Annotated in this window: 24 protein-coding genes; 2 read left to right on the top strand and 22 right to left on the bottom strand. The window is 60.8% G+C overall.

Annotated features, from left to right (window positions below):
* From ureG to urtA, 16 genes are all read right to left on the bottom strand, one after another.
* Nucleotides 1-612: an urease accessory protein UreG gene (gene ureG / locus AC1D2R_RS08945; RefSeq protein ID WP_477966872.1), complete on the bottom strand. Its 612-nt coding sequence runs from the start codon at nucleotides 610-612 to the stop codon at nucleotides 1-3.
* Nucleotides 613-715: 103 nt separating this feature from the next.
* Nucleotides 716-1,387, bottom strand: coding sequence for an urease accessory protein UreF (locus AC1D2R_RS08940; RefSeq protein ID WP_477966870.1), 672 nt, complete (start codon nucleotides 1,385-1,387; stop codon nucleotides 716-718).
* A gap of 6 nt (nucleotides 1,388-1,393) precedes the next feature.
* Nucleotides 1,394-1,864 (bottom strand): urease accessory protein UreE, encoded by a 471-nt coding sequence (ureE, locus tag AC1D2R_RS08935; protein WP_477966868.1) that lies wholly within the window; start codon nucleotides 1,862-1,864, stop codon nucleotides 1,394-1,396.
* Nucleotides 1,865-1,943: 79 nt separating this feature from the next.
* Nucleotides 1,944-2,801: a GGDEF domain-containing protein gene (locus tag AC1D2R_RS08930; RefSeq protein WP_477966866.1), complete on the bottom strand. Its 858-nt coding sequence runs from the start codon at nucleotides 2,799-2,801 to the stop codon at nucleotides 1,944-1,946.
* Between the two features lie 341 nt (nucleotides 2,802-3,142).
* Nucleotides 3,143-4,852: an urease subunit alpha gene (gene ureC / locus AC1D2R_RS08925; RefSeq protein ID WP_477966864.1), complete on the bottom strand. Its 1,710-nt coding sequence runs from the start codon at nucleotides 4,850-4,852 to the stop codon at nucleotides 3,143-3,145.
* A gap of 3 nt (nucleotides 4,853-4,855) precedes the next feature.
* Complete coding sequence (locus tag AC1D2R_RS08920; RefSeq protein ID WP_477967239.1) at nucleotides 4,856-5,479, bottom strand: Urease operon accessory protein; 624 nt, start codon at nucleotides 5,477-5,479, stop codon at nucleotides 4,856-4,858.
* A 16-nt stretch (nucleotides 5,480-5,495) separates the two neighbouring features.
* Complete coding sequence (locus tag AC1D2R_RS08915) at nucleotides 5,496-5,906, bottom strand: lysozyme inhibitor LprI family protein (RefSeq protein ID WP_477966862.1); 411 nt, start codon at nucleotides 5,904-5,906, stop codon at nucleotides 5,496-5,498.
* A 20-nt stretch (nucleotides 5,907-5,926) separates the two neighbouring features.
* The gene (locus AC1D2R_RS08910) at nucleotides 5,927-6,232 is read right to left on the bottom strand and encodes an urease subunit beta (protein WP_477966860.1); all 306 of its coding nucleotides are present in this window, start codon (nucleotides 6,230-6,232) and stop codon (nucleotides 5,927-5,929) included.
* A 10-nt stretch (nucleotides 6,233-6,242) separates the two neighbouring features.
* Complete coding sequence (locus tag AC1D2R_RS08905) at nucleotides 6,243-6,494, bottom strand: DUF1272 domain-containing protein (protein WP_477966858.1); 252 nt, start codon at nucleotides 6,492-6,494, stop codon at nucleotides 6,243-6,245.
* A 7-nt stretch (nucleotides 6,495-6,501) separates the two neighbouring features.
* Nucleotides 6,502-6,804, bottom strand: coding sequence for an urease subunit gamma (locus AC1D2R_RS08900; RefSeq protein WP_057472140.1), 303 nt, complete (start codon nucleotides 6,802-6,804; stop codon nucleotides 6,502-6,504).
* 21 nt (nucleotides 6,805-6,825) lie between these two features.
* Nucleotides 6,826-7,647 carry an urease accessory protein UreD gene (locus AC1D2R_RS08895; RefSeq protein WP_477966856.1) on the bottom strand — a complete coding sequence of 274 codons (822 nt, stop codon included), beginning with the start codon at nucleotides 7,645-7,647 and terminating at the stop codon, nucleotides 6,826-6,828.
* Nucleotides 7,648-7,825: 178 nt separating this feature from the next.
* Nucleotides 7,826-8,521, bottom strand: a complete 696-nt coding sequence (urtE, locus tag AC1D2R_RS08890) for an urea ABC transporter ATP-binding subunit UrtE (RefSeq protein WP_477966854.1) — start codon at nucleotides 8,519-8,521, stop codon at nucleotides 7,826-7,828.
* Nucleotide 8,522: 1 nt separating this feature from the next.
* Nucleotides 8,523-9,278, bottom strand: coding sequence for an urea ABC transporter ATP-binding protein UrtD (urtD, locus tag AC1D2R_RS08885; RefSeq protein WP_477966852.1), 756 nt, complete (start codon nucleotides 9,276-9,278; stop codon nucleotides 8,523-8,525).
* Nucleotides 9,279-9,283: 5 nt separating this feature from the next.
* Nucleotides 9,284-10,447, bottom strand: a complete 1,164-nt coding sequence (gene urtC, locus AC1D2R_RS08880) for an urea ABC transporter permease subunit UrtC (RefSeq protein WP_477966850.1) — start codon at nucleotides 10,445-10,447, stop codon at nucleotides 9,284-9,286.
* Nucleotides 10,444-12,060, bottom strand: coding sequence for an urea ABC transporter permease subunit UrtB (gene urtB, locus AC1D2R_RS08875; RefSeq protein ID WP_477966848.1), 1,617 nt, complete (start codon nucleotides 12,058-12,060; stop codon nucleotides 10,444-10,446). Before urtB ends, urtC begins: the two co-directional genes overlap by 4 nt.
* A 194-nt stretch (nucleotides 12,061-12,254) precedes the next feature.
* Entirely contained in the window at nucleotides 12,255-13,547 is a 1,293-nt protein-coding gene (gene urtA / locus AC1D2R_RS08870; protein WP_477966846.1) for an urea ABC transporter substrate-binding protein, read from the bottom strand.
* A 214-nt stretch (nucleotides 13,548-13,761) separates the two neighbouring features.
* Here urtA and AC1D2R_RS08865 point away from each other — a divergent pair, with 214 nt between their 5' ends.
* Both AC1D2R_RS08865 and AC1D2R_RS08860 read left to right on the top strand, forming a co-directional pair.
* Entirely contained in the window at nucleotides 13,762-17,151 is a 3,390-nt protein-coding gene (locus AC1D2R_RS08865; RefSeq protein ID WP_477966844.1) for a hybrid sensor histidine kinase/response regulator, read from the top strand.
* A complete protein-coding gene (locus AC1D2R_RS08860) occupies nucleotides 17,144-18,055 on the top strand; it encodes a response regulator (protein WP_477966842.1) in 912 nt (303 codons plus the stop codon). The genes AC1D2R_RS08865 and AC1D2R_RS08860 overlap by 8 nt, the downstream gene beginning before the upstream one ends.
* 368 nt (nucleotides 18,056-18,423) lie before the next feature.
* Here the strand turns inward: AC1D2R_RS08860 and AC1D2R_RS08855 are convergent, their stop codons facing one another.
* The 6 genes from AC1D2R_RS08855 to livM all read right to left on the bottom strand — a co-directional run bounded on the left by AC1D2R_RS08855 (nucleotide 18,424) and on the right by livM (nucleotide 24,150).
* Complete coding sequence (locus AC1D2R_RS08855) at nucleotides 18,424-19,395, bottom strand: 2-hydroxyacid dehydrogenase (protein ID WP_477966840.1); 972 nt, start codon at nucleotides 19,393-19,395, stop codon at nucleotides 18,424-18,426.
* Between the two features lie 139 nt (nucleotides 19,396-19,534).
* Nucleotides 19,535-20,659 (bottom strand): branched-chain amino acid ABC transporter substrate-binding protein, encoded by a 1,125-nt coding sequence (locus AC1D2R_RS08850; RefSeq protein WP_477966838.1) that lies wholly within the window; start codon nucleotides 20,657-20,659, stop codon nucleotides 19,535-19,537.
* Between the two features lie 118 nt (nucleotides 20,660-20,777).
* Complete coding sequence (locus tag AC1D2R_RS08845; protein ID WP_477966836.1) at nucleotides 20,778-21,131, bottom strand: DUF6867 family protein; 354 nt, start codon at nucleotides 21,129-21,131, stop codon at nucleotides 20,778-20,780.
* Nucleotides 21,132-21,155: 24 nt separating this feature from the next.
* Nucleotides 21,156-21,884, bottom strand: a complete 729-nt coding sequence (locus AC1D2R_RS08840; RefSeq protein WP_477966834.1) for an ABC transporter ATP-binding protein — start codon at nucleotides 21,882-21,884, stop codon at nucleotides 21,156-21,158.
* Nucleotides 21,884-22,738, bottom strand: a complete 855-nt coding sequence (locus tag AC1D2R_RS08835; RefSeq protein WP_477966832.1) for an ABC transporter ATP-binding protein — start codon at nucleotides 22,736-22,738, stop codon at nucleotides 21,884-21,886. Before AC1D2R_RS08835 ends, AC1D2R_RS08840 begins: the two co-directional genes overlap by 1 nt.
* 20 nt (nucleotides 22,739-22,758) lie before the next feature.
* Nucleotides 22,759-24,150, bottom strand: a complete 1,392-nt coding sequence (gene livM, locus AC1D2R_RS08830; protein WP_477966830.1) for a high-affinity branched-chain amino acid ABC transporter permease LivM — start codon at nucleotides 24,148-24,150, stop codon at nucleotides 22,759-22,761.

Here is a 24,150-nt window from a genome sequence, read left to right as displayed (position 1 = left end):
TCAGAGACCGCCGTGCTCCTTGAGAAAGCTCACGATAGAGCCGACGCCATCGCCGCGCTTCATGTCGGAAAACACGAACGGTCGCTCTTGACGCATGCGCGTCGCATCGCGATCCATGACATCGAGATCCGCCCCGACGTACGGTGCAAGATCCTTCTTGTTGATAACGAGAAGGTCCGACTTGGTGATGCCCGGCCCGCCCTTGCGAGGGATTTCCTCGCCCTGGCAGACGGAGATCACGTAGATGGTGATATCGGCAAGATCAGGAGAAAAGGTGGCAGCCAGATTGTCCCCGCCCGACTCGATGAAGACGACGTCGAGATCGGGAATACGCTCGTTGAGCCCGGCAATGGCCTGCAGGTTGATCGTCGCATCCTCGCGGATAGCGGTATGCGGGCAGCCGCCCGTCTCCACGCCGACGATACGCTCCGACGGCAGCGCCTGCATGCGCATCAGAGCCTCGGCATCCTCGGTCGTATAGATATCGTTGGTGACGACGGCGACCGAATACTCGTCGCGCATTGCCTTGCAGAGCTTCTCGGTCAATGCCGTCTTGCCTGAGCCGACCGGCCCGCCGATCCCGACCCGCAGAGGTCCATTTGCTGATTTCATGTTCTGAACTCCAATCCAAAAGGATGATAGCGCGGCGCCCGAAAGGCGACCACCGGCAAATGACGCAGGGCGGGCCTGCAACAGCCCTTCCGAGCGGAAAACCTCACGACCGGAACAGCCGCGTCGACTGTGTCTCATGACGAAGCGACATGATGTCGGCTTGGATAGAAGCAGATCCCAAATCATCCAGCGTGGATGCCGCGGCTCGGCGTGCGGTCGCGGCGATTTCACCTTCAAGGGCGGCAAGGATAGCCACGCCATCCCTCTGACCGGCAACGCCAAGCCGGATGCCGGCTGAAATGGCCTGCGACACATACGCGTGGAGAAAAGCGGCGATCGCCTTTTCGGATACGACGCCATGCGCGCCCGCAACGGCACCGATCGCCACCGGATAGGCCACAGCCCGCGGCAGCCGGTCGAACACGCCATCCGGCCAGGCGCCGGCGGCAGTGAGAAACGCATCCCCAAGCAGCATCGTTTCCTGATGACGCTCGCGCGAACCGGCAAGGGCTTCCGCAACCTCGGCGACCGCTGCGAGCGAAGCGGCTTCTCCTTGGGCGCGATGGCTTTCCGCCAGAAGGACGGCGTCGTTCCAGACCGCACCGCGAGCGATCAGCCCTGAGACCCAGTTCGCCAGCGATGGCGTGTCATGTACAAGAGCGTCATTCACGGCGCGTTCCAGACCGCCCGAATAGGCAAATGAGCCCACCGGAAAGGCCGGCGAGAGCCATGCCATCAGCCGCAGCAGAGCCTGCAGATCGCCATCGTCGGTCATGCGTGCTCAGTCGTGCGAATGGTTGTGATGGCCGTGATCGTGGCCGTGAGAATGATAGGCGCCGCGCGCCGGCTGGAACGGCTCTGAGACCTCCGCCACCGTCGCACCCAGGCCCTCGAGCATCGCACGGATGACATGGTCGCGCAGGATCAGGATCCGGTTTTCCTCGATCTGTGCCCCCAGATGCCGGTTGCCTAGATGCCAGGCGAGCTCGATCAGATGCAGCCGATCCCGTCCCTTGATCTCGAAGAGCTTCTCGTCCGCCGCAATGATTTCGATCAGTTCTCCATCCTCCAGCACCAGCATGTCGCCGCTGGCGAAAAGCACGGGCTCCTTGAGATCGAGCATGACCATGTCGCCATTTTCGAGATGCAGAAGCTTGCGGCGCAGGTGCCTCAGATCATGCGGCAGAACGACCTTGCCGGTGGGATTGGACGACGGCGTGCCGGCCGGGAGATAGGAGGTAACGTGCTGCATGACATGTCCATTTCGATTGAGACCCTGACCATGCAAAATAGCCCTGCCGCATGCAAGCGTCAAAGCACCGAAACGGCTGCTATCCCAAATTCTTCACGACGGCGACGAAGTCGCTGTCGATCGGCGGAGCGCCCTTTTTGCTTTCCATCAGATGCCGCCGCCGATTGCGATGCAGCCCTTCGTCCTCGTGCACCACGCGGTTGCGACCAAGCGCCTTGGCAAGATAGAGTGCCTTGTCGGCGGCGGAGTATACGGCTTCCTTGCTCCGCCCTGCGCCGAACTCAGCGATGCCGGCGGAGACCGTAATGTTCATCGCGCAACCATCGACGACGATCGGCTGTTCTGCGAGCCGGGCACAGACCAGTCGGACCTGTGCGATGCGGTCTTCCTGCAGCGCACCGACGACGATCGCTCCGAATTCCTCCCCGCCGAGCCGTGCTGCAACGGACCCGTCGCCAAACGACGACGCCAGCGACGACGATATGGCAACGATCACCGCATCTCCGCAGGCATGCCCAAACCGGTCGTTGATGGCCTTGAACCGGTCCACGTCGAAGATCGCAAGACAGGCCTCGTCGCAGACATCGTCCAGCGCTTTGGTAAATGCACGTCGATTGAGGAGACCGGACAACATGTCGGTTCGGCTCAGCTGCTCGAACTGGGCGCGCGAAACGCTGAGCTGGTGCAGGGCGTTGCCGGCCAACAACGCAAGCGCCCACGAGACGGTCCAGCCGATCAACCAGGAAAGTGCGACGCCGTAAACGACAGCCTGCGCAAGCGAGACCGGCAACATTCCCAGCAAGTCGAACAACGGCAGGAGCACCGCGATCGCGACCGATGAAAGCATCACCGCAAGAAAGCTCATCTTGAGAGCGAACGTGTAAATCGTACTGCGATTCTGAAAATCGCCAAGCTCTGCCTGGAGTGAAATTTTCATTCGAATCGACCTTCTTGCCAAGCGCCAGGGACATTGATTAGATGCCAACCGCTGCCGAGTTCTTAAGTGAATCGCTAAGATTTGACCGAGTTCAATGAATTGGTCGTCAACTGAAAAATGACTGAAAACGCTACGTTTTTGGACCTGAATCAGATTGCCGGTTCAGAAACCCAAATCACTGATTTTAAATAGGTTTTTAGAACGGTTTTTTGCTGTTGTGTCATTGCGGACGCACCGCCCCAAGGTGGAACACTTCTCCGTGAAATAACAACCTTAAGGGGATTTCGCTAAAGTGTCGGGCGAGACACGGCCGGCGTCTTGGCGCCGGCCGCCAAGATTGCCTAGAACAGAAAATAGCGCTGCGCCATCGGCAGCACGGTAGCGGGCTCGCAGGTCAGCAATTCGCCATCGGCGCGCACCTCGTAGGTCTCCGGATCCACTTCGATGTGCGGGGTCAAATTGTTGTGGATCATCGAGGCCTTGGAGATGCCGCCGCGGGTGTTCTTGACTGCCAGCAGCTTCTTGGCGACGCCGAGCTTCTGCTGCAGTCCTGCGTCGAGCGACGCCTGCGAGACGAAAGTGACTGACGAATTGGTACGCAGCTTGCCGTAGGCAGCGAACATCGGCCGGTAGTGCATCGGCTGTGGCGTCGGAATCGAGGCATTCGGATCGCCCATGGGAGCCGCCGCAATCGAGCCGCCGAGGAGGACCATCTCGGGCTTTACGCCGAAGAAGGCCGGGTTCCACAAGACGAGATCGGCACGCTTGCCGACCTCGATCGAGCCGATCTCATGGCTGAGGCCCTGAGCGATGGCCGGATTGATCGTGTACTTGGCGATATAGCGGCGTACACGAAAGTTGTCGTTTTCGCCCTTCTCTTCCTTCAGCCGACCGCGCTGGCGTTTCATCTTGTCCGCCGTCTGCCAGGTACGGATAGCCACTTCGCCGACGCGGCCCATGGCCTGGCTGTCGGACGAGATGATCGAGAAGGCGCCGATGTCGTGCAGGATGTCCTCGGCGGCGATCGTCTCCTTGCGGATGCGGCTTTCGGCAAACGCAATATCTTCCGGGATCGACGGTGACAGGTGATGGCAGACCATCAGCATGTCGAGATGCTCGGCGATGGTGTTGACCGTATAGGGCCGCGTCGGGTTGGTGGAAGACGGGATGACATTCGACTGACCGCAGATCTTGATGATGTCGGGCGCGTGGCCGCCACCTGCTCCCTCGGTATGGAAGGCGTGGATGGTGCGGCCCTTGAGCGCGCCGATCGTATCTTCGACGAAGCCGCTCTCGTTCAGCGTATCGGTATGGATCATCACTTGGATGTCGTATTCGTCGGCCACCGAAAGGCAGCAGTCGATCGCAGCCGGCGTGGTGCCCCAATCTTCATGCAGCTTCAGCGAGGAAGCACCCGCGAGCACCATTTCCTCAAGTGCTGCGGGCAGCGAGGCATTGCCCTTTCCGGCAAGCGCCAGGTTCATCGGGAACGCATCGAAGCTCTCGATCATCCGCTCGATGTGCCAGGCCCCGGTGCAGGTGGTGGCGAGCGTGCCATGCGCCGGGCCCGTACCGCCGCCCAGCATGCAAGTCACGCCGGACATCAGCGCTTCTTCGATCTGCTGCGGGCAGATGTAATGGATGTGTGCGTCCATCCCGCCCGCGGTGATGATCTTGCCTTCACCGGCAATGGCCTCGGTCGACGGGCCGACGATGATGTTAACGCCTGGCTGCGTGTCCGGGTTGCCGGCTTTGCCGATCGCAGCGATACGGCCATCCTTGAGACCGATATCGGCCTTCACGATTCCGGTGTGGTCGATGATCACCACGTTGGTGATGACCGTATCGACAGCACCCGCCGCCCTCGTCGCCTGGCTCTGCCCCATGCCGTCGCGAATGACTTTGCCGCCACCGAACTTCACCTCTTCGCCGTAGGTCGTGAAATCCTTCTCGATCTCGATGAAGAGTTCCGTATCGGCGAGGCGGACCTTGTCGCCGACGGTAGGGCCGAACATGCCGGCATAGGCGGCGCGGGAAATCTTGTAGGACATATGTCAGGCTCCTTGGGAGGAAAAAAGGGATGCAATGGCCGGAAACCGCGTGACGCGGCCAGCGGCGACATAACTGTCGACGAGCTGCCTCTCGGCAGCAAACGGATGCCATTCCCAGCCCGTATGGCCGAAGCCCGCGAGCAAGATGTGTGCATCTGGAAATTGGTTCATGACTTCGGCAATCACGATCAGGCCGCTGCTCGGCACGACGTACGGGTCGGGATCGAATGCCGCCAGCGCAGTGTCGACGCCTTCATGAATCAGTTTGTCAACGACCACATGTGTCTTGCCGGCATGGCCGCAGAAAGCGCTGAATTGACCCGTATAGTCGTCGCAGAAGTCACCGAGTTCCGGATGGGAGACGGCGAGCGGCGAGCGAAAGGCCGCGAATTTCTGGGGGTCGCGAACGCTCCAGATTGCCGTCGCCTCTCGGACCGCCGGGTGTTCCGCCCATTCCCGGGATCCCAGCATCGTCTTTGCGGGGCGCCCTGTGTTGCACACCGCAACGACATCCGTGCGGCCAGGGCTCGCCACATAGGATCGGCACTCGTTGAACCGGATGACGAACCCGGCAGCAGCCACCGCAGCCGCTGCCGTCTCCCCGATGTCTCCATTGCCGACGATCATGATAGACCCTGCCACCTCAGTTGCTCATCGTGTCTTCGAGCGTCTTCAGCTCTTTGGTTCGCGCATCGGTCACATTGGCGATGCACCCGGCGACCAGCATCGGCTCCATTGTACCGCCGCGGGCCTGAAAGCCCTCCGCTTCGCATTCCGCATCCCGATATGCGATCCAGGCGCGCTGCGCCGTGACCAGCGCCTTCTCGGCCCCCTTCATGTTACCGTCCAGGTCAGTGTCGACGGCGACCATGGCGGCGCGCGTCTTCTTGTACTGGGCATTCAGCGCCTTGTCGGCGGCCCCCTGACGCGCCTGCTCGCACGAGGTCATGTCGGACTGCGTCGTCGGGGTCTTGCAATCGACCGCCTGCGCGCTCGCGCCCCCGGCCAAAAACAGCACAAACATCCCCGCAGTGATGTGCATTCCAAGGCGCATCGGCCCCTCCCGGTATTGCCTTAGAGCTTGCCCATGACAAGCTGGCGGAAGCCGTAGACTTCCCGCTTTCCCGAGAGCGGGATGAGCGTCACCGAGCGGGTCTGCCCCGGCTCGAAGCGCACCGCGGTCCCGGCCGGAATATCCAGCCGCATGCCGTGGGCCTTCTCGCGGTCGAAGGACAGACCTGCATTGGTTTCGCCAAAGTGATAGTGGCTGCCAACCTGCACCGGTCGGTCGCCCGTGTTGGACACGTCGAGCGTGATGGTCGGCGCGCCGGCGTTCAATTCGATGTCGCCGCTCGCGGTAATGATTTCGCCTGGGATCATGGTCTTCTCCTCACGCGGCCTTGGGCGGGCAGCCCTCGGCCTTCAGGACACGTTTCGTCGATGCCGGGTGCTTGGCGAGCATCGCGGCCGGCCGCACCGGCCGGCTCACCAGCTCGCCGCCGCAGTTCGGGCAGGCTCCGCGCAGAACGACGCCGGCGCAATCGGCGCAGAAAGTGCATTCGAAAGTGCACATCATGGCGTCACGGCTATCGGGCGGCAGGTCTCTGTCGCAGCACTCGCAGTTGGGTCGAAGCTCCAGCATATCGATCTCAGCGGATAGGTTCGTGGACGGTCACCAGCTTCGTTCCGTCAGGGAACGTCGCCTCGACCTGCACGTCATGGATCATCTCGGCAATACCCTCCATCACCTGGTCGCGTCCTACGACGTGGGCGCCGGCCTCCATCAATTCCGCGACCGGGCGGCCATCCCGTGCGCCCTCGACGACGAAGTCGGAAATGAGCGCGATGGCCTCGGGATAGTTGAGCTTGACACCACGCTCCAGCCGCCGCCGGGCGACGATCGCCGCCATGGAAATCAACAGCTTGTCTTTTTCTCTCGGTGTTAGGTTCATCGTGCATCCATCTGCTTGAAACTATAGATTCCAGACTTTCGGCACAGGCGCGCCGTTGCGCAAGGCGGAAATGGTCGGGATCAGGATTTTTCTGAGAGCGAAACCATCGGGCGCCGCAAGCCGCACGACGAGCTTGCCGCCCCAGCTGCTGGCGCCGCCCATATGGCCGTCGAGCAGCGATCGCACGGCGCCGAGATAGGCTTCGGCCAACGGCCCGACATAAAGCAGCGTTGCAAAGGCAACCTTGCCGCCAAGGACCGTCTGTTCGCCGGCGAGCGCGGACACGCTGCCTGCAAGGCAAAGATCTTCGGCGTGACATAGCTTGCCCGCCCTCCGGATGCGCCAGCGGTCGCGAAAAAGACCGGTCTCCACCGCCTCGCCCATCGCCTTGCGTCCCAGCAGAACGGCTTCGACCGCGAGGAACTCCGCACCCTCGTCAAGTTCGACATCCAATTTCCGGAACAGCGACGAGCGGTCGAAGAGGATGGTTTCCTGCGGCAGCCAGTCGACGCGCGCGCTGGCGCCGACTTTGATCGTCGTCGTCACTTCAGCCGTTCCGGCTGACGCCTTGTAGATCTTCTCGCAGGCCTGGGTGGTCACGTCGATGCGCGTGTCGGGGCCGGCCACGACGCTCCAGGTCATCCGGTCGCCCCCCGTCAGCCCGCCCGCCGTATTGATGATGACCGCTTCCATGGAGGCGTTGAACGTATCCGGCAGCCGGATCTTGGCGGCACCCTCCTGATAGAGTTCGCGGATGCGCGTGCGACCGCCAAGGGACTTCGCAGCCAGATGCCCTCGCCCCTCGGCCCTTTGCGGTCTCGTGGCTGCGGCCGCGTTCGTCATTCCATCCCCTCACCATCCCTCGAAAGTCCGCGGGTTTACCCGGCTGTTTTCATTCAATCCTGCAAATGATTGAAAGCAAGCAATTTTTGTGCCGCCCCAAGAGCGCGACAACACAACCAAGCCACGCCGAACCAGACAGATCGCCTGCCTTGAAAAGCAGCAATTGCCAGCCGGACGATCAGACGGTCAGGTGACGGCGCGCCTCCGGCGTGTCCAGCGTCTCGGCACGCCCCTGATGCACGATCTCGCCGCGGTCCATGATGTAGACGTAGTCGGCAAGCTCGCGGCAGAAATCGAGATACTGTTCGACCAGCAGGATCGCCATGCCGGTACTGTCGCGCAGGTAGCGGATCGCTCGGCCGATATCCTTGATGATAGACGGCTGGATGCCTTCCGTCGGCTCGTCGAGGACGAGGATTTTCGGCCGCGTGACCATCGCCCGGCCGATCGCCAGCTGCTGCTGCTGCCCGCCCGAGAGGTCGCCGCCGCGCCGTCCCAGCATGCTTTGCAGCACCGGGAATAGGCTGAAGATGTCGTCGGGAATGTTCTTGTCGCGCCGGCCGAGCGGGGCATAGCCCGTCTCCAGGTTTTCTTTGACCGTCAGCAATGGAAAGATCTCGCGGCCCTGGGGCACATAGCCGATTCCCTGCTTGGCTCTTGCATAGGGCGGCAGACCGTTGAGCTTCGTGTCATTGAACGTGACGGTACCGCCAGACAACGGGTGCTGGCCGGTAACAGCGCGCAGAAGAGAACTCTTCCCCACGCCGTTACGCCCCAGCACGCATGTGATCTTGCCCATCTCCGCCTTGATCGAGATGCCGCGAAGCGCCTGAGCGGCACCATAGTGCAGATTTGCGTTTTCGACTGTCAGCATCTTACCGCCCCAAATAGTTTTCGATCACCCGCGGATCGGAACTCACGAAATCGATCGACCCCTCGGCAAGCACGGACCCTTCCGCAAGGCAGGTGACCTTGACCCCGAGGTCGCGAATGAAGCCCATGTCGTGCTCGACCACGACGACAGAACGCGTTCTGGCGATCTCCTTGAGCAGGATAGCCGTCTCACTCGTCTCCGCATCCGTCATGCCGGCAACCGGCTCATCGACAAGAAGCAGCTTCGGCTCCTGGGCAAGCAGCATTCCGATCTCCAGCCACTGCTTCTGGCCGTGGGAGAGATTGGCCGCCAGATCATCCCGGCGATGCGTCAGCCTGACCGTTTCAAGGATCTCGAGGATCCGCTCGCGGTCGGCCGCCGACAACCGGTAGAACAGCGTCGGGAAGACGCCGCGCCTTCGGTTCAGCGCCAGTTCCAGATTGTCCCATACCGTGTGGCTCTCGAAGACCGTCGGCTTTTGGAATTTGCGGCCGATGCCGAGCTGAGCGATATCGGCTTCGTCGAGCTTCGTCAGATCGGTCTGACCGTTGAAGAACACCTCGCCGGCATCGGGTCGCGTCTTGCCGGTGATGATATCCATCATCGTCGTCTTGCCGGCACCGTTGGGACCGATAATGGCCCGCAGCTCGCCCGGTTCGATGACGATCGAGAGTGAGTTCAGCGCCTTGAAGCCGTCGAAGGAGACCGAGACGTTATTGAGGTAGAGAACGCTGTTTGGTTTGACGTCGGGGATCATGGCGCTCACTCCGCGGCCTGGATTTTTGCATCGACGCCGTCTTCCTGCCTGACAGACGACACATCGCCGGAAACCGCCTTGCGCTTGCCGATGTGCTGACCGAGCGTGCCCACGATCCCCTTCGGCAGGAATATGGTCACGGCGACGAAGAGGCCGCCAAGCGCGAAGAGCCAGAATTCGGGGAAGAGACCCGTAAAGATAGACTTGCCGCCATTGACGAGGATGGCGCCGATGATCGGGCCGATCAACGTCGAACGCCCGCCGACTGCGGTCCAAATGACGACTTCGATCGAGTTGGCCGGAGCGAACTCGCCCGGATTGATGATGCCGACCTGCGGCACATAAAGAGCGCCGGCAATCCCCGCCATCATCGCCGAGACGACGAAGGTGAACAGCTTGAAATGCTCGACGCGGTAGCCGAGGAAGCGCGTGCGGCTTTCCGCATCGCGAACGCCGACCAGCACCTTGCCGAACTTCGAGCGCACGATGGCGGACGCCAGCAGCAGCGAGAGCGCCAGGAACAGCGCAGTCGCGGCAAACAAAGCGGCGCGCGTGCCATCCGCCTGAATGTTGTAACCGACGATATCCTTGAAATCGGTGAGGCCGTTGTTGCCGCCGAAGCCCATGTCGTTGCGGAAGAAGGCGAGCAGCAGCGCGTAGGTCATCGCCTGCGTGATGATCGACAGGTAGACCCCGTTGACACGGGAGCGGAAAGCGAACCAGCCGAACACGAAGGCAAGCAGACCGGGCACGACAAGCACCATCAATGCCGCAAACCAGAAATGGTTGAAGCCGTGCCAGAACCAGGGCAGCGCCTTGTAGTTCAGGAACACCATGAAATCGGGCAGGACAGGATCGCCGTAGCTTCCGCGCGCGCCGATCTGGCGCATGAGATACATGCCCATCGCATAACCGCCGAGCGCGAAGAAGGCGCCATGGCCGAGCGAGAGAATGCCGCAAAAGCCCCAGACGAGATCGAGAGCCAACGCCAGAAGCGCATAGGTCAGGTACTTGCCGAACAGCGACATGATGTAGGTCGGGACATGCAGCGGGTTGCTCGGCGCCGTCATGAGGTTGAGGGCGGGAACCAGCACGGCGGTTGCCAGAAGAAGGACGAGTGCAACGACGATCTTGCGATCGAGAGACCGGAGAAGGAAGGCCGTAATCATGCTTCCACCGCCCTTCCTTTGAGTGCGAAGAGCCCACGCGGCCGCTTCTGGATGAAGAGAATGATGAGGACGAGCACCAGGATCTTGCCAAGCACAGCACCGGCGAAGGGCTCGAGGAACTTGTTGACGACGCCGAGCGACAGCGCGCCGACCAGCGTGCCCCAGAGGTTGCCGACACCGCCGAAGACCACGACCATGAAGCTATCGATAATATAGCTCTGGCCGAGGTTGGGCGAGACGTTGTCGATCTGGCTGAGCGCCACGCCCGCCATCCCGGCGATGCCGGAGCCGAGCGCGAAGGTGAAGGCGTCGACCCACCCCGTGCGAATACCCATCGACGAGGCCATTCGCCGATTCTGCGTGACGGCGCGCATCTGCAGACCGAAGGCGGAGCGTTTGAGGAGCATCAGCAGCGTCACGAAAACGGCCATCGAGAAGACAATGATCCAGAGACGGTTCCAGGTGATCGATAGGCCGCCGAGTTCGAAGGCGCCCGACATCCAGCTCGGATTGCGGACCTCGCGGTTTGTCGGCCCGAAGATGGAGCGGACGGCCTGCTGAAGGATCAGCGACACGCCCCAGGTTGCCAGCAGCGTCTCAAGCGGACGACCGTAGAGATAACGGATAACGGAGCGCTCAATCACCAGGCCGACCAGGCCGGTAAACAGGAAGGCGGCGGGAACGGCAAAAGCCAGCGAATAGGTAGCAAGTCCTGGGAATGTCGAGGTAATGTACTCCTGCACGACATAGGTGGTGTAGGCGCCGATCATCACCATCTCGCCATGCGCCATGTTGATCACGCCCATGACGCCGAACGTGATGGCAAGGCCGATGGCTGCGAGCAGGAGGACAGAGCCGAGCGAAAGGCCGTACCAGACGTTCTGCACCACATCCCACAGTGCAAGACTGCGATTAATCGTGTTGATATGCGCCTGGAGCTCGCCCTTGAGGTCATCCGGCGCGGTTTCCATCGCCGCGGTCAGAATGGTCAGTGCGTTGCGCCCTCCGCGGGCGGCAACCGTGTCGATGGCGGCTTTCTTGTCCTCGGCGCTGACGTCGCTCTTCAGCATCATCACGGCGCGGGCCGCTTCCATCGTGTTCTTGACGTCGGCATCCTTCTCGCCTGCAATTGCGGAATTCAAGAGATCGAGATTTGCAGGATCGGCATCCCTGAGCAGGCCCTGGGCAGCGGCAAGCCGCGCGCCACGGTCCGGGCTCAGCAGCGTCAGCTGGCTCATCGCAGAGCTGATGACGCCACGAAGCGAATTGTTGATCTTGACCTTGGACATGACGTCGGGATCGACGTCGCTGGCGGCTTCGCCGCTGATCGGATCGGAATAGGTCGGTTCATCATCCGTGCCGCCCTGCAGGAGAACCGGGCCGCCGTCAGGATTGACGTAAAGCTGACCGGCGCCGAGCTGCTGCAGAATCTGGCTGACCTGGGGGCTCTTTGATGCGACAAGCGCCTTGATGGCTGCCTCGCGCTCGGGAAAATCGCCCACACCAAGCGCGTCGATGAGCGGATGAATGTCTTCCTGTGCCTTGAGCACGGTCGCAAAGGCCGGCATTGCCAGGCAGAGCGTCAGAAGCAAAATCTTGATGGCGCGATACATCGGCTTTCTTGCCTCGGTTATCGTTGGCCTTCCGGCGCAATCGGGAAAAATATGCCTTCAAGTCGGCTTCGATCCGCAGCGAGGACCGTTCGCCGTCCGAAGTATCAAGGCTGCACTTCGAAGATGGAACTTCCGCCCGGACAGGAGGGCCGGACGGAAGCTGATTCAGGCTATCGGAGTGACGGGGTTCGCACTCAGGAGCCCTTGCCGCCGCACTTGCCCGAGGCAACGTTGAAGTTGCCGCAGTTCATGGGCTTGCGCCAATCGGAGATCAGATCCTTGGAGTCCGGCAGGTAATCTGACCATTCGTCGCCGACGACAGCAGGCGTCTGCTGGACGATTTCGAACTGGCCGTCGCCCTGGATTTCACCAATGAGAACCGGTTTGGTGATGTGGTGGTTCGGCATGACGGTCGCATAGCCGCCCGACAGGTTCGGAACCGTGGTGCCGATGATCGTGTCGAGAACCTTGTCCGTGTCGGTCGTGCCGGCAGCCTGGACAGCCTTAACCCAAGCGTTGAAGCCGATATAGGCAGCTTCCATCGGGTCGTTGGTCACGCGCTTGTCGTTCTTGGTGTAGGCATGCCATTCCTTGATGAACTTCTTGTTGGCAGGGCTTTCCACCGACTCGAAGTAGTTCCAGGCGGCCAGGTGGCCGACGAGTGGCTTGGTGTCGAGACCCGCAAGTTCTTCTTCGCCGACGGAGAAGGCGACGACCGGGATATCGGTTGCCTTGACGCCCTGGTTGCCGAGTTCCTTGTAGAACGGAACGTTGGCGTCACCGTTGATGGTGGAGACGACGGCGGTCTTCTTACCGGCCGCGCCGAATTCCTTGATCTTGGAAACTTCGGTCTGCCAATCGGAGAAGCCGAACGGCGTGTAGTTGATGATGATGTCTTCCTTCGGAATACCCTTGGCGATGAGGTAGGCTTCCAGGATCTTATTGGTGGTGCGCGGGTAGACGTAGTCGGTGCCTTCGAGAACGAAGCGTTTAACGCCTTCCTTTGCCATCAGGTAATCGACGGCCGGGATGGCCTGCTGGTTCGGAGCGGCACCCGTGTAGAAGATGTTGCGCGAAGACTCCTCGCCTTCATACTGAACCGGGTAGAACAGGATGGAGTTCAACTCTTCGAAAACCGGCAGAACCGACTTGCGCGAGGACGACGTCCAGCAACCGAATACGGCTGCGACCTTGTCCTTCTCGATCAGCTCGCGCGCCTTTTCGGCAAACAGCGGCCAATCCGAAGCCGGATCGACGACGACGGCTTCAAGCTTCTTGCCGAGAAGCCCGCCCTTCTTGTTCTGCTCGTCAATGAGCATCAGCATGGCGTCTTTCAGCGTCGTTTCGGAGATCGCCATCGTGCCGGACAGCGAATGAAGAACGCCGACCTTGATGGTGTCGTCAGCGGCAACGGCTCCATGAAATGCGGCCGAAGCCGACATGACGGCGCCGAGAACGGCACCTGAAACATATGATCTCAGATTCATCTTGATCCCCTCTTGTTGTTCGACAACAGACCGAAAACGCAAGTTAACTGTTGCTTAAGGGACTATCCGGTGCTGCACTGCGAAAGCGTATACGTAATATGACGTAGTAGACGGGGCGAAATGTGCAGTTTTGCGTTGCAGTGCACTCTTAAGAACCGTGCGGATACATGTTACGAACGTCGCACAAGGGGCATAAAGGGGCCGATACACACGCATGGCAGCGCGCCAACGCATCATCCCGGTGAGACGGGAATACAATCGCTGGGTCGCCAACCAGACGCTGGAGGACTACGCGCTCCGTTTCACCGCCAAGAGCGCGCGGCAGTTCTCCTCGCAACGCATCTCGCAGACGGCAATCGGCGCAATTTCCTTCCTCGCGCTTGAAGCCATCGGCGGCGCGATCACGCTCTCTTACGGCACGACCAACGCCTTCTTCGCCATCGTCGTCGCCAGCATCGCCATGCTGGCGATCGGCCTGCCGATCAGCCGCTATGCCATTCGCCACGGTGTCGATATCGACCTTCTGACCCGCGGCGCCAGCTTCGGCTATATCGGCTCGACCATCACGTCGCTGATTTATGCCAGCTTCACCTTCATGCTTTTTGCGATCGAAGCGTCGATCATGTCCGGCGCCCTGGAGCTGACGCTCGGCATTCCACTGTGGATCGGCTATATCATCAGCGCCGTCATGGTGATCCCGCTGGTCACGCACGGCGTCCGGCTGATCAGCCGCTTCCAGCTGCTCACACAACCTTTCTGGATCGTCCTCAACGTCCTGCCCTTCATGTTTATCGCCTTCTCGGACTGGGAGAAATTCGATCTCTGGCGTGCCTTCTCCGGCATCCGCCACGCCTCGGGTCCGCCGGGCACGGTCGCGCCATTCGATCTTGTCGAGTTTGGCGCCGCCTCCGCCGTCATTCTGGCGCTGATGTCGCAGATCGGCGAGCAGGCAGACTTCCTGCGATTCCTGCCACCGGAGAAACCGACCAAATGGCGTCACCGCCTCGCCGTATTCCTCGCCGGCCCCGGTTGGGTCGTCATCGGTGCGCCCAAACTGCTCGCCGGCTCCTTCCTCGTCGTACTCACCTTCGCATCGGGCGTGCCGGCCGACCGCGCCGCCGATCCGGCGCAGATGTATCTGACGGCCTTCGGCTACATGATCCCCTGGCACAACGCCGCACTCCTGCTGATGGCTGCATTCGTCGTCATCTCGCAGCTGAAGATCAATGTCATGAACGCCTATGCGGGGTCTCTCGCCTGGTCGAACTTCTTTTCGCGACTTACCCACAGCCACCCCGGCCGCGTCATCTGGCTGGTTTTCAACGTGGCGATTGCCCTCCTCCTCATGGAACTCGGCATCTACAAGCTGCTCGAGGAAACCCTCGGCATCTTCTCGATCATCGCCATGGCGTGGCTCTGCACGATCTCGGCCGATCTCTTCATCAACAAGCCGCTCGGCCTTGCCCCACCCGGCATAGAGTTCAAGCGCGCCCACCTCTACGACATCAACCCCGTCGGCCTCGGCGCGATGACGCTGTCGGCAACGATCGCGCTGATCGCCCATTTCGGCGTCTTCGGCACGGTCGCAGCGTCGCTCGCTCCCTATATCACGCTGGTGGTTGCCCTGACCGCCTCGCCGGTGATCGCGTGGGGCACAAAGGGAAAGTTCTATCTGGCGCGCAAGCCGCGCCATAGCTGGAAGAACCTGACGAACATAACCTGTTCCGTCTGCGAGCATCCCTTCGAGCCGGAGGACATGGCATGGTGCCCGGCCTACGCCGCCCCCATTTGTTCGCTGTGCTGTTCGCTCGACAGCCGCTGCCATGACATGTGCAAGCCCAAGGCGCGCTTCAACGCTCAAGTCGGCACGGTGGCAAAGGCCGTTTTACCGGAAACCGTGATCGAGAAGCTGACCACGCGCCTTGGCCGCTACGGCATCGCTGTGGTGCTCGCGCTGACCGCCGTGGGCGCCATTCTCGCCATGATCGCGCATCAGGTGTCCGCCGCCTCCCCGGCCACCGCCGAGGTCGTCAACGGGACGATCCTGATCGTTTTCTTCGTCTTCGCCGTCATTGCCGGCGTGGTCTGCTGGTTCTACGTGCTGGCGCATGATAGCCGCGTAGTGGCCGAGGAAGAATCCTCGCGCCAGAACACGCTCCTGCTGAAGGAAATCGCCGCCCACAAAAAGACGGATGCGGCACTTCAGAACGCAAAGGAAACCGCAGAAGCTGCCAACCGCGCCAAAAGCCGCTACGTCGTCGGCCTCAGCCACGAGCTGCGCACCCCATTGAACGCAGTGCTCGGATACGCGCAGATTCTCGAGCGCGACGAAACGATCCCGACCCCGCGCCAATCCTCGATCAAGGTCATCCGCCGCAGCGCCGAACACCTGTCCGGCCTGATCGACGGCCTCTTGGATATCTCCAAGATCGAAGCAGGGCGCCTCCAGGTCTATTCGAACGAGATCAATATCCAGGACTTTCTCGACCAGGTCGTCGACATGTTCCGGCCGCAGGCTCACGCAAAGGGCCTCACCTTCAACCATGTGCGTGCACCGGCCCTGCCGCAATTCGTGCGGACCGACGAGAAGCGCCTGCGCCAGATCCTCGTCAACCTGCTCTCCAACGCCATCAAGTTCACAGACGAAGGCATCGTCACCTTCGACATCGGCTATCGCAGCCAGGTTGCCACCTTCACGGTTTCCGACACCGGCCGCGGCATCGCAGAGAAAGATCTCAGCCGCATCTACGAACCTTTTCAGCGTGGCGAGGCCGAGAACATACGGCCGATGCCCGGTCTGGGCCTTGGGCTGACCATCACTCAACTGCTGACCAACACGCTCGGCGGCGAGATCTCGGCGACGAGTGAGAAAGACAAGGGCTCCACCTTCCGCGTCCGGCTGATGCTGTCGGCCGTCCTGCGCCAAATGACGCCGCCGCCCCAGGAAAAGAAGATCGTCAGCTACGACGGCCCTCGACGCACGATCGTCATCGTTGACGACAATGAGGATCACCGCGAGATGATGCGCGAAATCCTCGCCCCCCTCGACTTCGTCGTGCTGACAGCGGCCGGTGGCACTGACTGCCTGACCTTGATAGAAGGTATCCAGCCGGACCTCTTCCTGGTCGACATATCGATGCCCGGCATGAACGGCTGGCAGCTCGTCTCTCGCCTGCGCGAGGCCGGGCAGACGTCGCCTATCGTGATGCTGTCGGCGAACATCGGCGATGCCGCGGCCCATAGCGGCAGCGACGACAGCCACAATGACGCGATCGGCAAGCCCGTCGATATCAGGCAGTTGCGCGACAAGCTTGCCTTGCATCTTGGCCTCAAATGGATCTACGCCGAGGCAACGCCGCCCACGCCGCCCGTCAAGTCGACGCAGCGCCTGCAAAGCCCAGGCGCCGCTCATGTGCAGGAGCTGCTGAGGCTGGGTGAAATCGGCTATATCAGAGGCATCGAAGCGAAACTTGCAGACCTTGCCAAGATAGAGGCAAATCAGCCATTTACCGAAGAACTTCGCTCCTATGTCGCCGCCTTCGATCTCAACGGCTTCATGACCTTCCTGCACCGCTTCGACGAAAAGGTAGAATCCCTTGGCTGAGCTCCCGCGCGATATCGTTCTGCTGGTGGATGACTCGCCGGATGCGCTCGGTTTTCTGACCGATGCCTTGGAGCAATCCGGCTTCTCCGTGCTGATTGCCACCTCCGGCTCCGCCGCACTCAGCATTGTCGAACGCATCACCCCCGACCTGATCCTGCTCGACGCCGTCATGCCGGCGATGGACGGTTTCGAGACCTGCCGGCGATTGAAGGCAAACCCTGCCATCAGCCAGATACCCGTCATCTTCATGACCGGGCTGACGGAGACGGAGCACGTCGTGCATGCGCTCGAATCCGGCGGCGTCGACTACCTGACAAAACCGATCAACATCGATGAACTGCGCGCGCGCATCGGCGTCCACCTGAGAAACGCCCGTTCGGCCCAAAGCGCCCGCGTGGCACTTGATGCAGCCGGTCGCCACCTGCTGGCGGTGAAAGGTGACGGGAACATCCACTGGTCGACGCCGCAGGCAACGCGTCTGGTCAACGCGGCCATGGGCAGCGACGACGGTATGGATACGGTCATCGGTACGATCGGGGGCTGGATGAAGAACCGCGCCTCGTCCGTGCGGGAAATCCCCATTTCTGTCGCGCACGGCGGCCAGGATGTGCTCCACCTTGCCTTCCTCGGAACGATCGGCCCGGACGAATACCTCTTCCGCCTGACCGCCAACAATCAGCGTGCCAACGACGAGGTGCTCCGGCAGCGTTTTTCCCTGACCCAAAGGGAGTCCGAGGTGCTGCTCTGGATCGCAAAAGGCAAGGCCAACCGCGATATCGGCGAAATCCTTGGCCTATCGGCCCGCACCGTCAACAAACATCTCGAACAGATCTACGTGAAGCTTGGCGTCGAAAACCGCGCGTCGGCAGCGGTAAAGGCGGCGCATGTCCTGCACGAGATGTGATGTCGCCCGCCTGCAATCACTCGCCACGACAGAAACGCGAAGGCTCGGACTTTACCGGGCTTAGGCGGCCATTCTTGACCCCCTCTCTCGTACGCCAGCAGAAGGCCTGACGAGGGTCGTAGCTGCAATGGACTTACAGCGGGCAATAAAGGACAGGCTCCACGATGTGGATCGTCTGAGGATTTTTGCAACGCGCTGCAACGGCCAGATCATCCAGTGCGATACGTGATCGCGCCTGGAGCAATTCGAGCAAAGGTGTAGAGCGGTTTTGGGTTCGGCCTTGCGTCGAAACAAAAGGATGGAGCGTTTTCGCAATTCGGAAAAAAGCGGAAACTAGCGCCCGACATCTCTTACCCAGCCCAGTGAGCTCAAGCCACCCGGTCCGGTGGCTCCCTGCCCTCGAAGAACGCAGTGACGTTGTCCACCACCTTCATACCCATCGCAGTTCGGGTTTCCTCGGTCGCGCTACCGAGATGCGGCAGCAGCACCACATTCTCCATGGCTCTGAGCTCCTCAGGCACGTGCGGCTCCGCCTCGTAGACATCAAGGCCTGCACCGCCAATGACACCCTGGTTCAGGGCCGAGATCAATGCGGTCTCATCGACGACGTCACCGCGGGCGGTGTTGATCAGGAAAGCGCCTGATTTCATTGCCGCAAACCGCGCCGTATTCATAAGATGCCTGTTCTCCGCTCCGCCCGGGCAATGCAGCGACACGAAGTCGGATGCCACGAGCACATCTTCGACGGTCGGCAACTGACGGGCGCCATAACGCGCTGCCTCCACGGGATCGATCGTCGATCGGTTGTAGAAGAGGACATCCATGCCGAAACCGAAATGGCAGCGTTGTGCGAACGCCTTGCCGATACGGCCGAAGCCGATGATGCCGACCGTCTTGCCGGTGACCTTCGTGCCGATCATGTGCGTTGGGCACCATCCCCGCCAGTCGCCCGCGCGCACCTGACGTTCGCCCTCCCCGCCGCGGCGCGCGACCGAAAGGAGTAGCAGCATGGCGATATCGGCCGTGCAATCGGTCAGCACGCCCGGTGTGTTGGTGACTGCGATGCCCCGCGCTCTCGCCGCCGCCACGTCGATGTGATTGTAGCCGACACCGAAATTGCCAAGAATTCTCGTCCGGATCGGACCGCCGTCAAAGACGGAAGCGGGCAACTTGTCCGACACCGTCGGCAGCACGGCGTCGAAATCCCGCAACGCAGCCGCTATTGCCTCGACCTGCAGCGGACGATCTTCATGATTGAAGCGTACATCGAAGCGCTGGGACAGCGCGGACTCGACCGCGACGGGCCAGCGCCGGGTCAGGAGAAGCGTCGGGCGGGACATGGCAATTCCGTATCTGTTGGCTGAGCCGGGACGATGCGGCAATTGCATCGGACTGGCAAGGGGTCCTTAAAAGCGATCCCCCGAAAGAAAAAAGCCCGGCACGCGTGCCGGGCTTCGATACTGATCAGAGGCTAAGCTCTTACTTCGCTTCCTGCGGGAAGTAGCTGAACTTGCCGTCCGGACCCTTCTTCCACTCGTACATGATGTAGCCAGGCAGCTTCGGGTCGCCCTTTTCGTCGAACGACATGTCGCCGAGAACGGTCGGGAACGGGCCCTTTGCCTTCATGGCAGCCGCAACGGCTTCAGCATCGGTCGAAGCGGCAGCCTTGGCAGCGGCAGCGATCGTCTGCAGCGCAGCATAAGAGTACAGCGTGTAGGCTTCAGGGTTGAAGCCGGCAGCCTTGAACTTCGCAACGAGGTCCTTGTTGGCCGGGTTCAGTGTCGGATCCGGGCCGAACGTGTTCAGGGTGCCCTGGACAGCGTCGCCAGCGATCGATGCCAGTTCGTTCGAAACGATACCGTCACCCGAAACGAGCGTAGCCTTCAGGCCCTGGTCGGCAGCCTGGCGGATGATCAGACCAGCTTCGGTGTGGAGACCACCCCAGTAGATGATCGATACGCCGGCTTCCTTCATCTTTGCGATGAGTGCCGAGAAGTCCTTGTCGCCGGTGTTGATGCCTTCGTACATGACTTCGGTGATACCAGCGGCATTCATGGCCTTCTTGGTTTCATCGGCGAGACCCTGACCGTAAGGGGTCTTGTCATGAACGACAGCGATCTTGGCATCCTTGAAGTGGTCGGCCAGATACTTGCCGGCGATCGCACCCTGCTGGTCGTCACGACCGCAAGTACGGAACGTATTCCACAGACCGCGCTCGGTGAACTTGGGGTTCGTAGCAGCCGGGGTGATTTCGAGGATACCGTTTTCGGCGTAGACTTCCGAAGCCGGGATCGAAACGCCCGAGTTGAAGTGACCGATCACGAACTTGACGCCGTCAGCTGCAAACTTGTTGGCAACCGAGATGCCCTGCTTCGGGTCGGAAACGTCGTCGCCGAGCACGATCTTGATCTGCTCGCCATTGATGCCACCAGCAGCGTTGATGTCAGCAGCTGCCTGTTCGGCACCCTTCTGGAGCTGAGCACCGAATGCCGCGTTAGGGCCTGTCAATGGACCGGCAACAGCAACGAGAATGTCGGCCCAAGCGTTGCCGCTGAAGGCGACCATCGCCGTCAGAGCCACTGCCGACAGAAGAGACTTCTTCATTATGTTACTCCCAATTTTTTAGCGGGTTCCGTTCCACGACCCAGCGCAATACCCACTTTACCGCGCCAGGAAACTTGTTCTACTCCAGGGGCAATCTGTCCCTAGATTCAACCGGTTGTCAATGTTTTGCCTTCCAGGAGAAGGGGGACGTCTTTTCGTACAGCCAGTAATAGTTATTGACCATCTGGTTGGTCCGGCGATAGCGATAGCCGGCCGTCGAGAAGATCAACAGAAGAACCACGTCGATGACGTAGTAAAATGCGCTGAGGAATGGCCCGTCGAAGAGCGCGTGATGCAGGAACTGCATCGCGACCCCCAGCAAAAGTGTGTAGGCGATGACCAGCGGATAGTTGCTCCATCCCTCGGCGGCGGCGCGCCCGGAGCGCCATGCCGTCCAGAATCCGATGAGCACAACCACGAAACGGATGACGCTGCGAACGCCGGTATCGCTTTCAAAGAAAAGTCCCTGCATATCAAAGTCTCCCCTTCGTCATGCTCAATGCCGTCCGCCTTCGAGATAGGCGGCACGCACTTCCGGATTTGACAGCAACTCGCGCCCGGAGCCGCTCATGGTGACCTTGCCATTGACCATGACGTAGGCACGGTCGGACAGCTTCAACGCCGCAAAGGCGTTCTGTTCGACAAGGAACACGGTGAGCCCGTCTTCCTTGTTGAGTTTCTTGATCGCCTCGAAAATGCTCTTGACGATCAGCGGCGCAAGACCGAGCGACGGTTCGTCGAGAAGGAGAAGCTTCGGACGTGCCATCAACGCGCGTCCGATCGATAGCATCTGCTGCTCGCCGCCCGAAAGCGTTCCCCCGCGCTGCGACTGGCGCTCCTTGAGACGCGGGAACATCGCAAAGATCTTCTCGACGTCCTCATTGAAATATTTGAGGTTGTCGAGACCCGCACCCATCTGGAGGTTTTCCGTGACGGTCATACGCGGGAAGATGCGACGTCCCTCGGGTGACTGCGCAATGCGCAGTCTTGCGATCTCGTGCGTCGGCATCCGCGTGATGTCGCGCCCTTCGAAAACGACCGAGCCGTTGCGGGCCTGCGGGCTGCCGCAGATCGTCATCATCAGCGTCGACTTGCCGGCGCCGTTGGCGCCGATCAGGCTGACGATCTCGCCCTGGTTGACCTCGACGTCGACGCCCGCCAATGCGCGGATGTTGCCGTAGTAGGTTTCAACGCCCTGAACTTTCAGAAGTGGTTGACCGGTCATCAGTTTGAGCCTCCCTCGAGGTTCTCGACGGCTGCGATCACTTGTTCCACTTCCTCGTCCTCGACACCGAGATAGGCCGCGATGACCCTCGGATCATTCTTCACTTGATCGGGCGTACCATCCGAAATCTTCTGGCCGTATTCGAGCACGACCACATGGTCCGAAATCTCCATCACGACCGACATGTCATGCTCGATCAGCAGGATGGATGTGCCGGTGTCGGTCCGGATGTCCCGCAGCAACGCATTGAGCACCGCCGATTCACGCGGGTTGAGGCCCGCAGCAGGCTCATCGAGGCACAGCAGCTCGGGCTCCGTGCACATGGCACGGGCGATCTCCAGGCGGCGCTGTGCGCCGTAGGGCAGATCGCCGGCCGGATCATCGGCACGATCGATCAGGTCGGCCTTTTCCAGCCAGTGACGCGCGAGCTCGATCGAGGCTTTCGCTTCTGCGCGGTACCTGCCGACGCCGAGCAGGCCGAGGATCGTATAGCCGGACGCCTTCATCAGCTTGTTGTGCTGGGCGACGAGCAGATTTTCCAGAACGGTCAGACCGGAAAACAACCGGATGTTCTGGAACGTACGAGCAACCTTGGCTTCCTTGGTGATACGGAAGTCCGTCAGCCGCTCGAGCAGGAATTCCTTGCCGCTCTTCTGCTGCATCGTGATCATCCCCATCGTCGGCTTGTAGAAGCCTGTGATGCAGTTGAACACGGTTGTCTTGCCGGCGCCGTTCGGTCCGATCAGCGCGGTGATGTCGCCGCGCTTGGCTTCGAACGAAAAGTCGTTGATTGCCATCAGGCCGCCGAACTTCATCGACAGGCGCTCGACCTTGAGCAAAGTATCGCTGGTCATGTTGGTTTCCTGGGGGCTCATCAGCCGTGGCCCTCCTTGGTGAAGCTTCCGGAGACGGTCTTGCGCTCCTTGAGGAAGGCCGTTGGCTCGCGCGTTCCGACGAAGCCGCGGGGCTTGATCAGCATAACGACGACCATCGCCAGACCGAAGAGCAGCATGCGGTAGAGTTCCGGCGTGAAGTCCGGCCCGAATATTGCCTTCAGGAAGTCCATTTCGCGCAGCATTTCGGTACCGCCGACCATGACGATCGCGGCGATCGCGATGCCTGTCAGCGAGCCCATGCCACCAAGAACGACAATGGCGAGGATGACAGCCGATTCCAGGAAAACGAAGGATTCCGGCGACACAAAGCCCTGGCGAGCCGCGAAGAAGGAGCCGGCAATGCCACCGAACATCGCGCCCGTTGCAAACGCGGTGAGCTTCGTCGTGACCGTATTGATGCCGAGCGAACGGCAGGCAATCTCGTCTTCGCGAAGCGCTTCCCAGGCACGGCCGATCGGCATGCGGCGCAGACGAATGGTGACGTAGGCCGTCAGCATGCAAAGCGCCAGGATCAGATAGAAGAGGAAGATCTTGTAGTAGGCAGACGAAATCGGCAGGTGGAAGAGCTTGGCAAAACCGTGAGGCGACGCATCGAAGGGAATGCCGAACAGCGTTGCCTTCGGAATGCTGGAGATACCGAAGGTGCCCTTGGTGACGTCGGTCCAGTTGATGATGACGAGGCGGATGATTTCACCGAACGCCAGCGTCACGATCGCCAGGTAGTCGCCACGCAGGCGAAGAACCGGGAAGCCGAGAATGACGCCCCAAAGTGCAGCGAGAATCCCCGAGAGCGGCAGCAGCAGCCAGAAAGACAGACCGAAATAGCTCGACAGCAGCGCATAGGAATAGGCGCCAACCGCATAGAAGGCGACATAACCGAGATCAAGCAGGCCTGCGAGACCGACGACGATGTTGAGGCCCCAGGCGAGCATCACGTAGATCAGTATCTGGATGCCGAAGTTATCGACCCATTTCAGCGACCCTTGAGCACCGACGAGCGCCACGATGACGACCGGGTAGAGCAGCAGCGCGACAAACGCGATCTTCAGGAAGTGCTTGTGGAAGAAGCCCTTGTCGGTCGAGATATCCAGCTCGCCGCTCCGTGCCTTCGCCAGCTTGCGCGCATCCAGGTGCGGGCGCAGGAAGACGACGACTGCGAACCGGCCGACCGCCGAGATAGCAACGAAGATTGCCAGCAGACCCCAGCGCTGAACGATGATGAGTTCGTTGCTGATGTTCTGGTCGGTCTTCAGACCGACATAGAGCACGAACATGCCAAACGAGATGACAGCAGCGAACAGAGCTTCTTTAATACCCTTCTGGACAAGTCCGGGTGCGGGCTTGCCAGAGGCGTTTTCAACATTTGCCAT

This window comes from Rhizobium sp. P1_C7, from assembly GCF_056406295.1.
The sequence above is the reverse complement of the archived record's forward strand: the minus strand, read 5'-3'. Positions and strand labels throughout refer to the sequence as shown.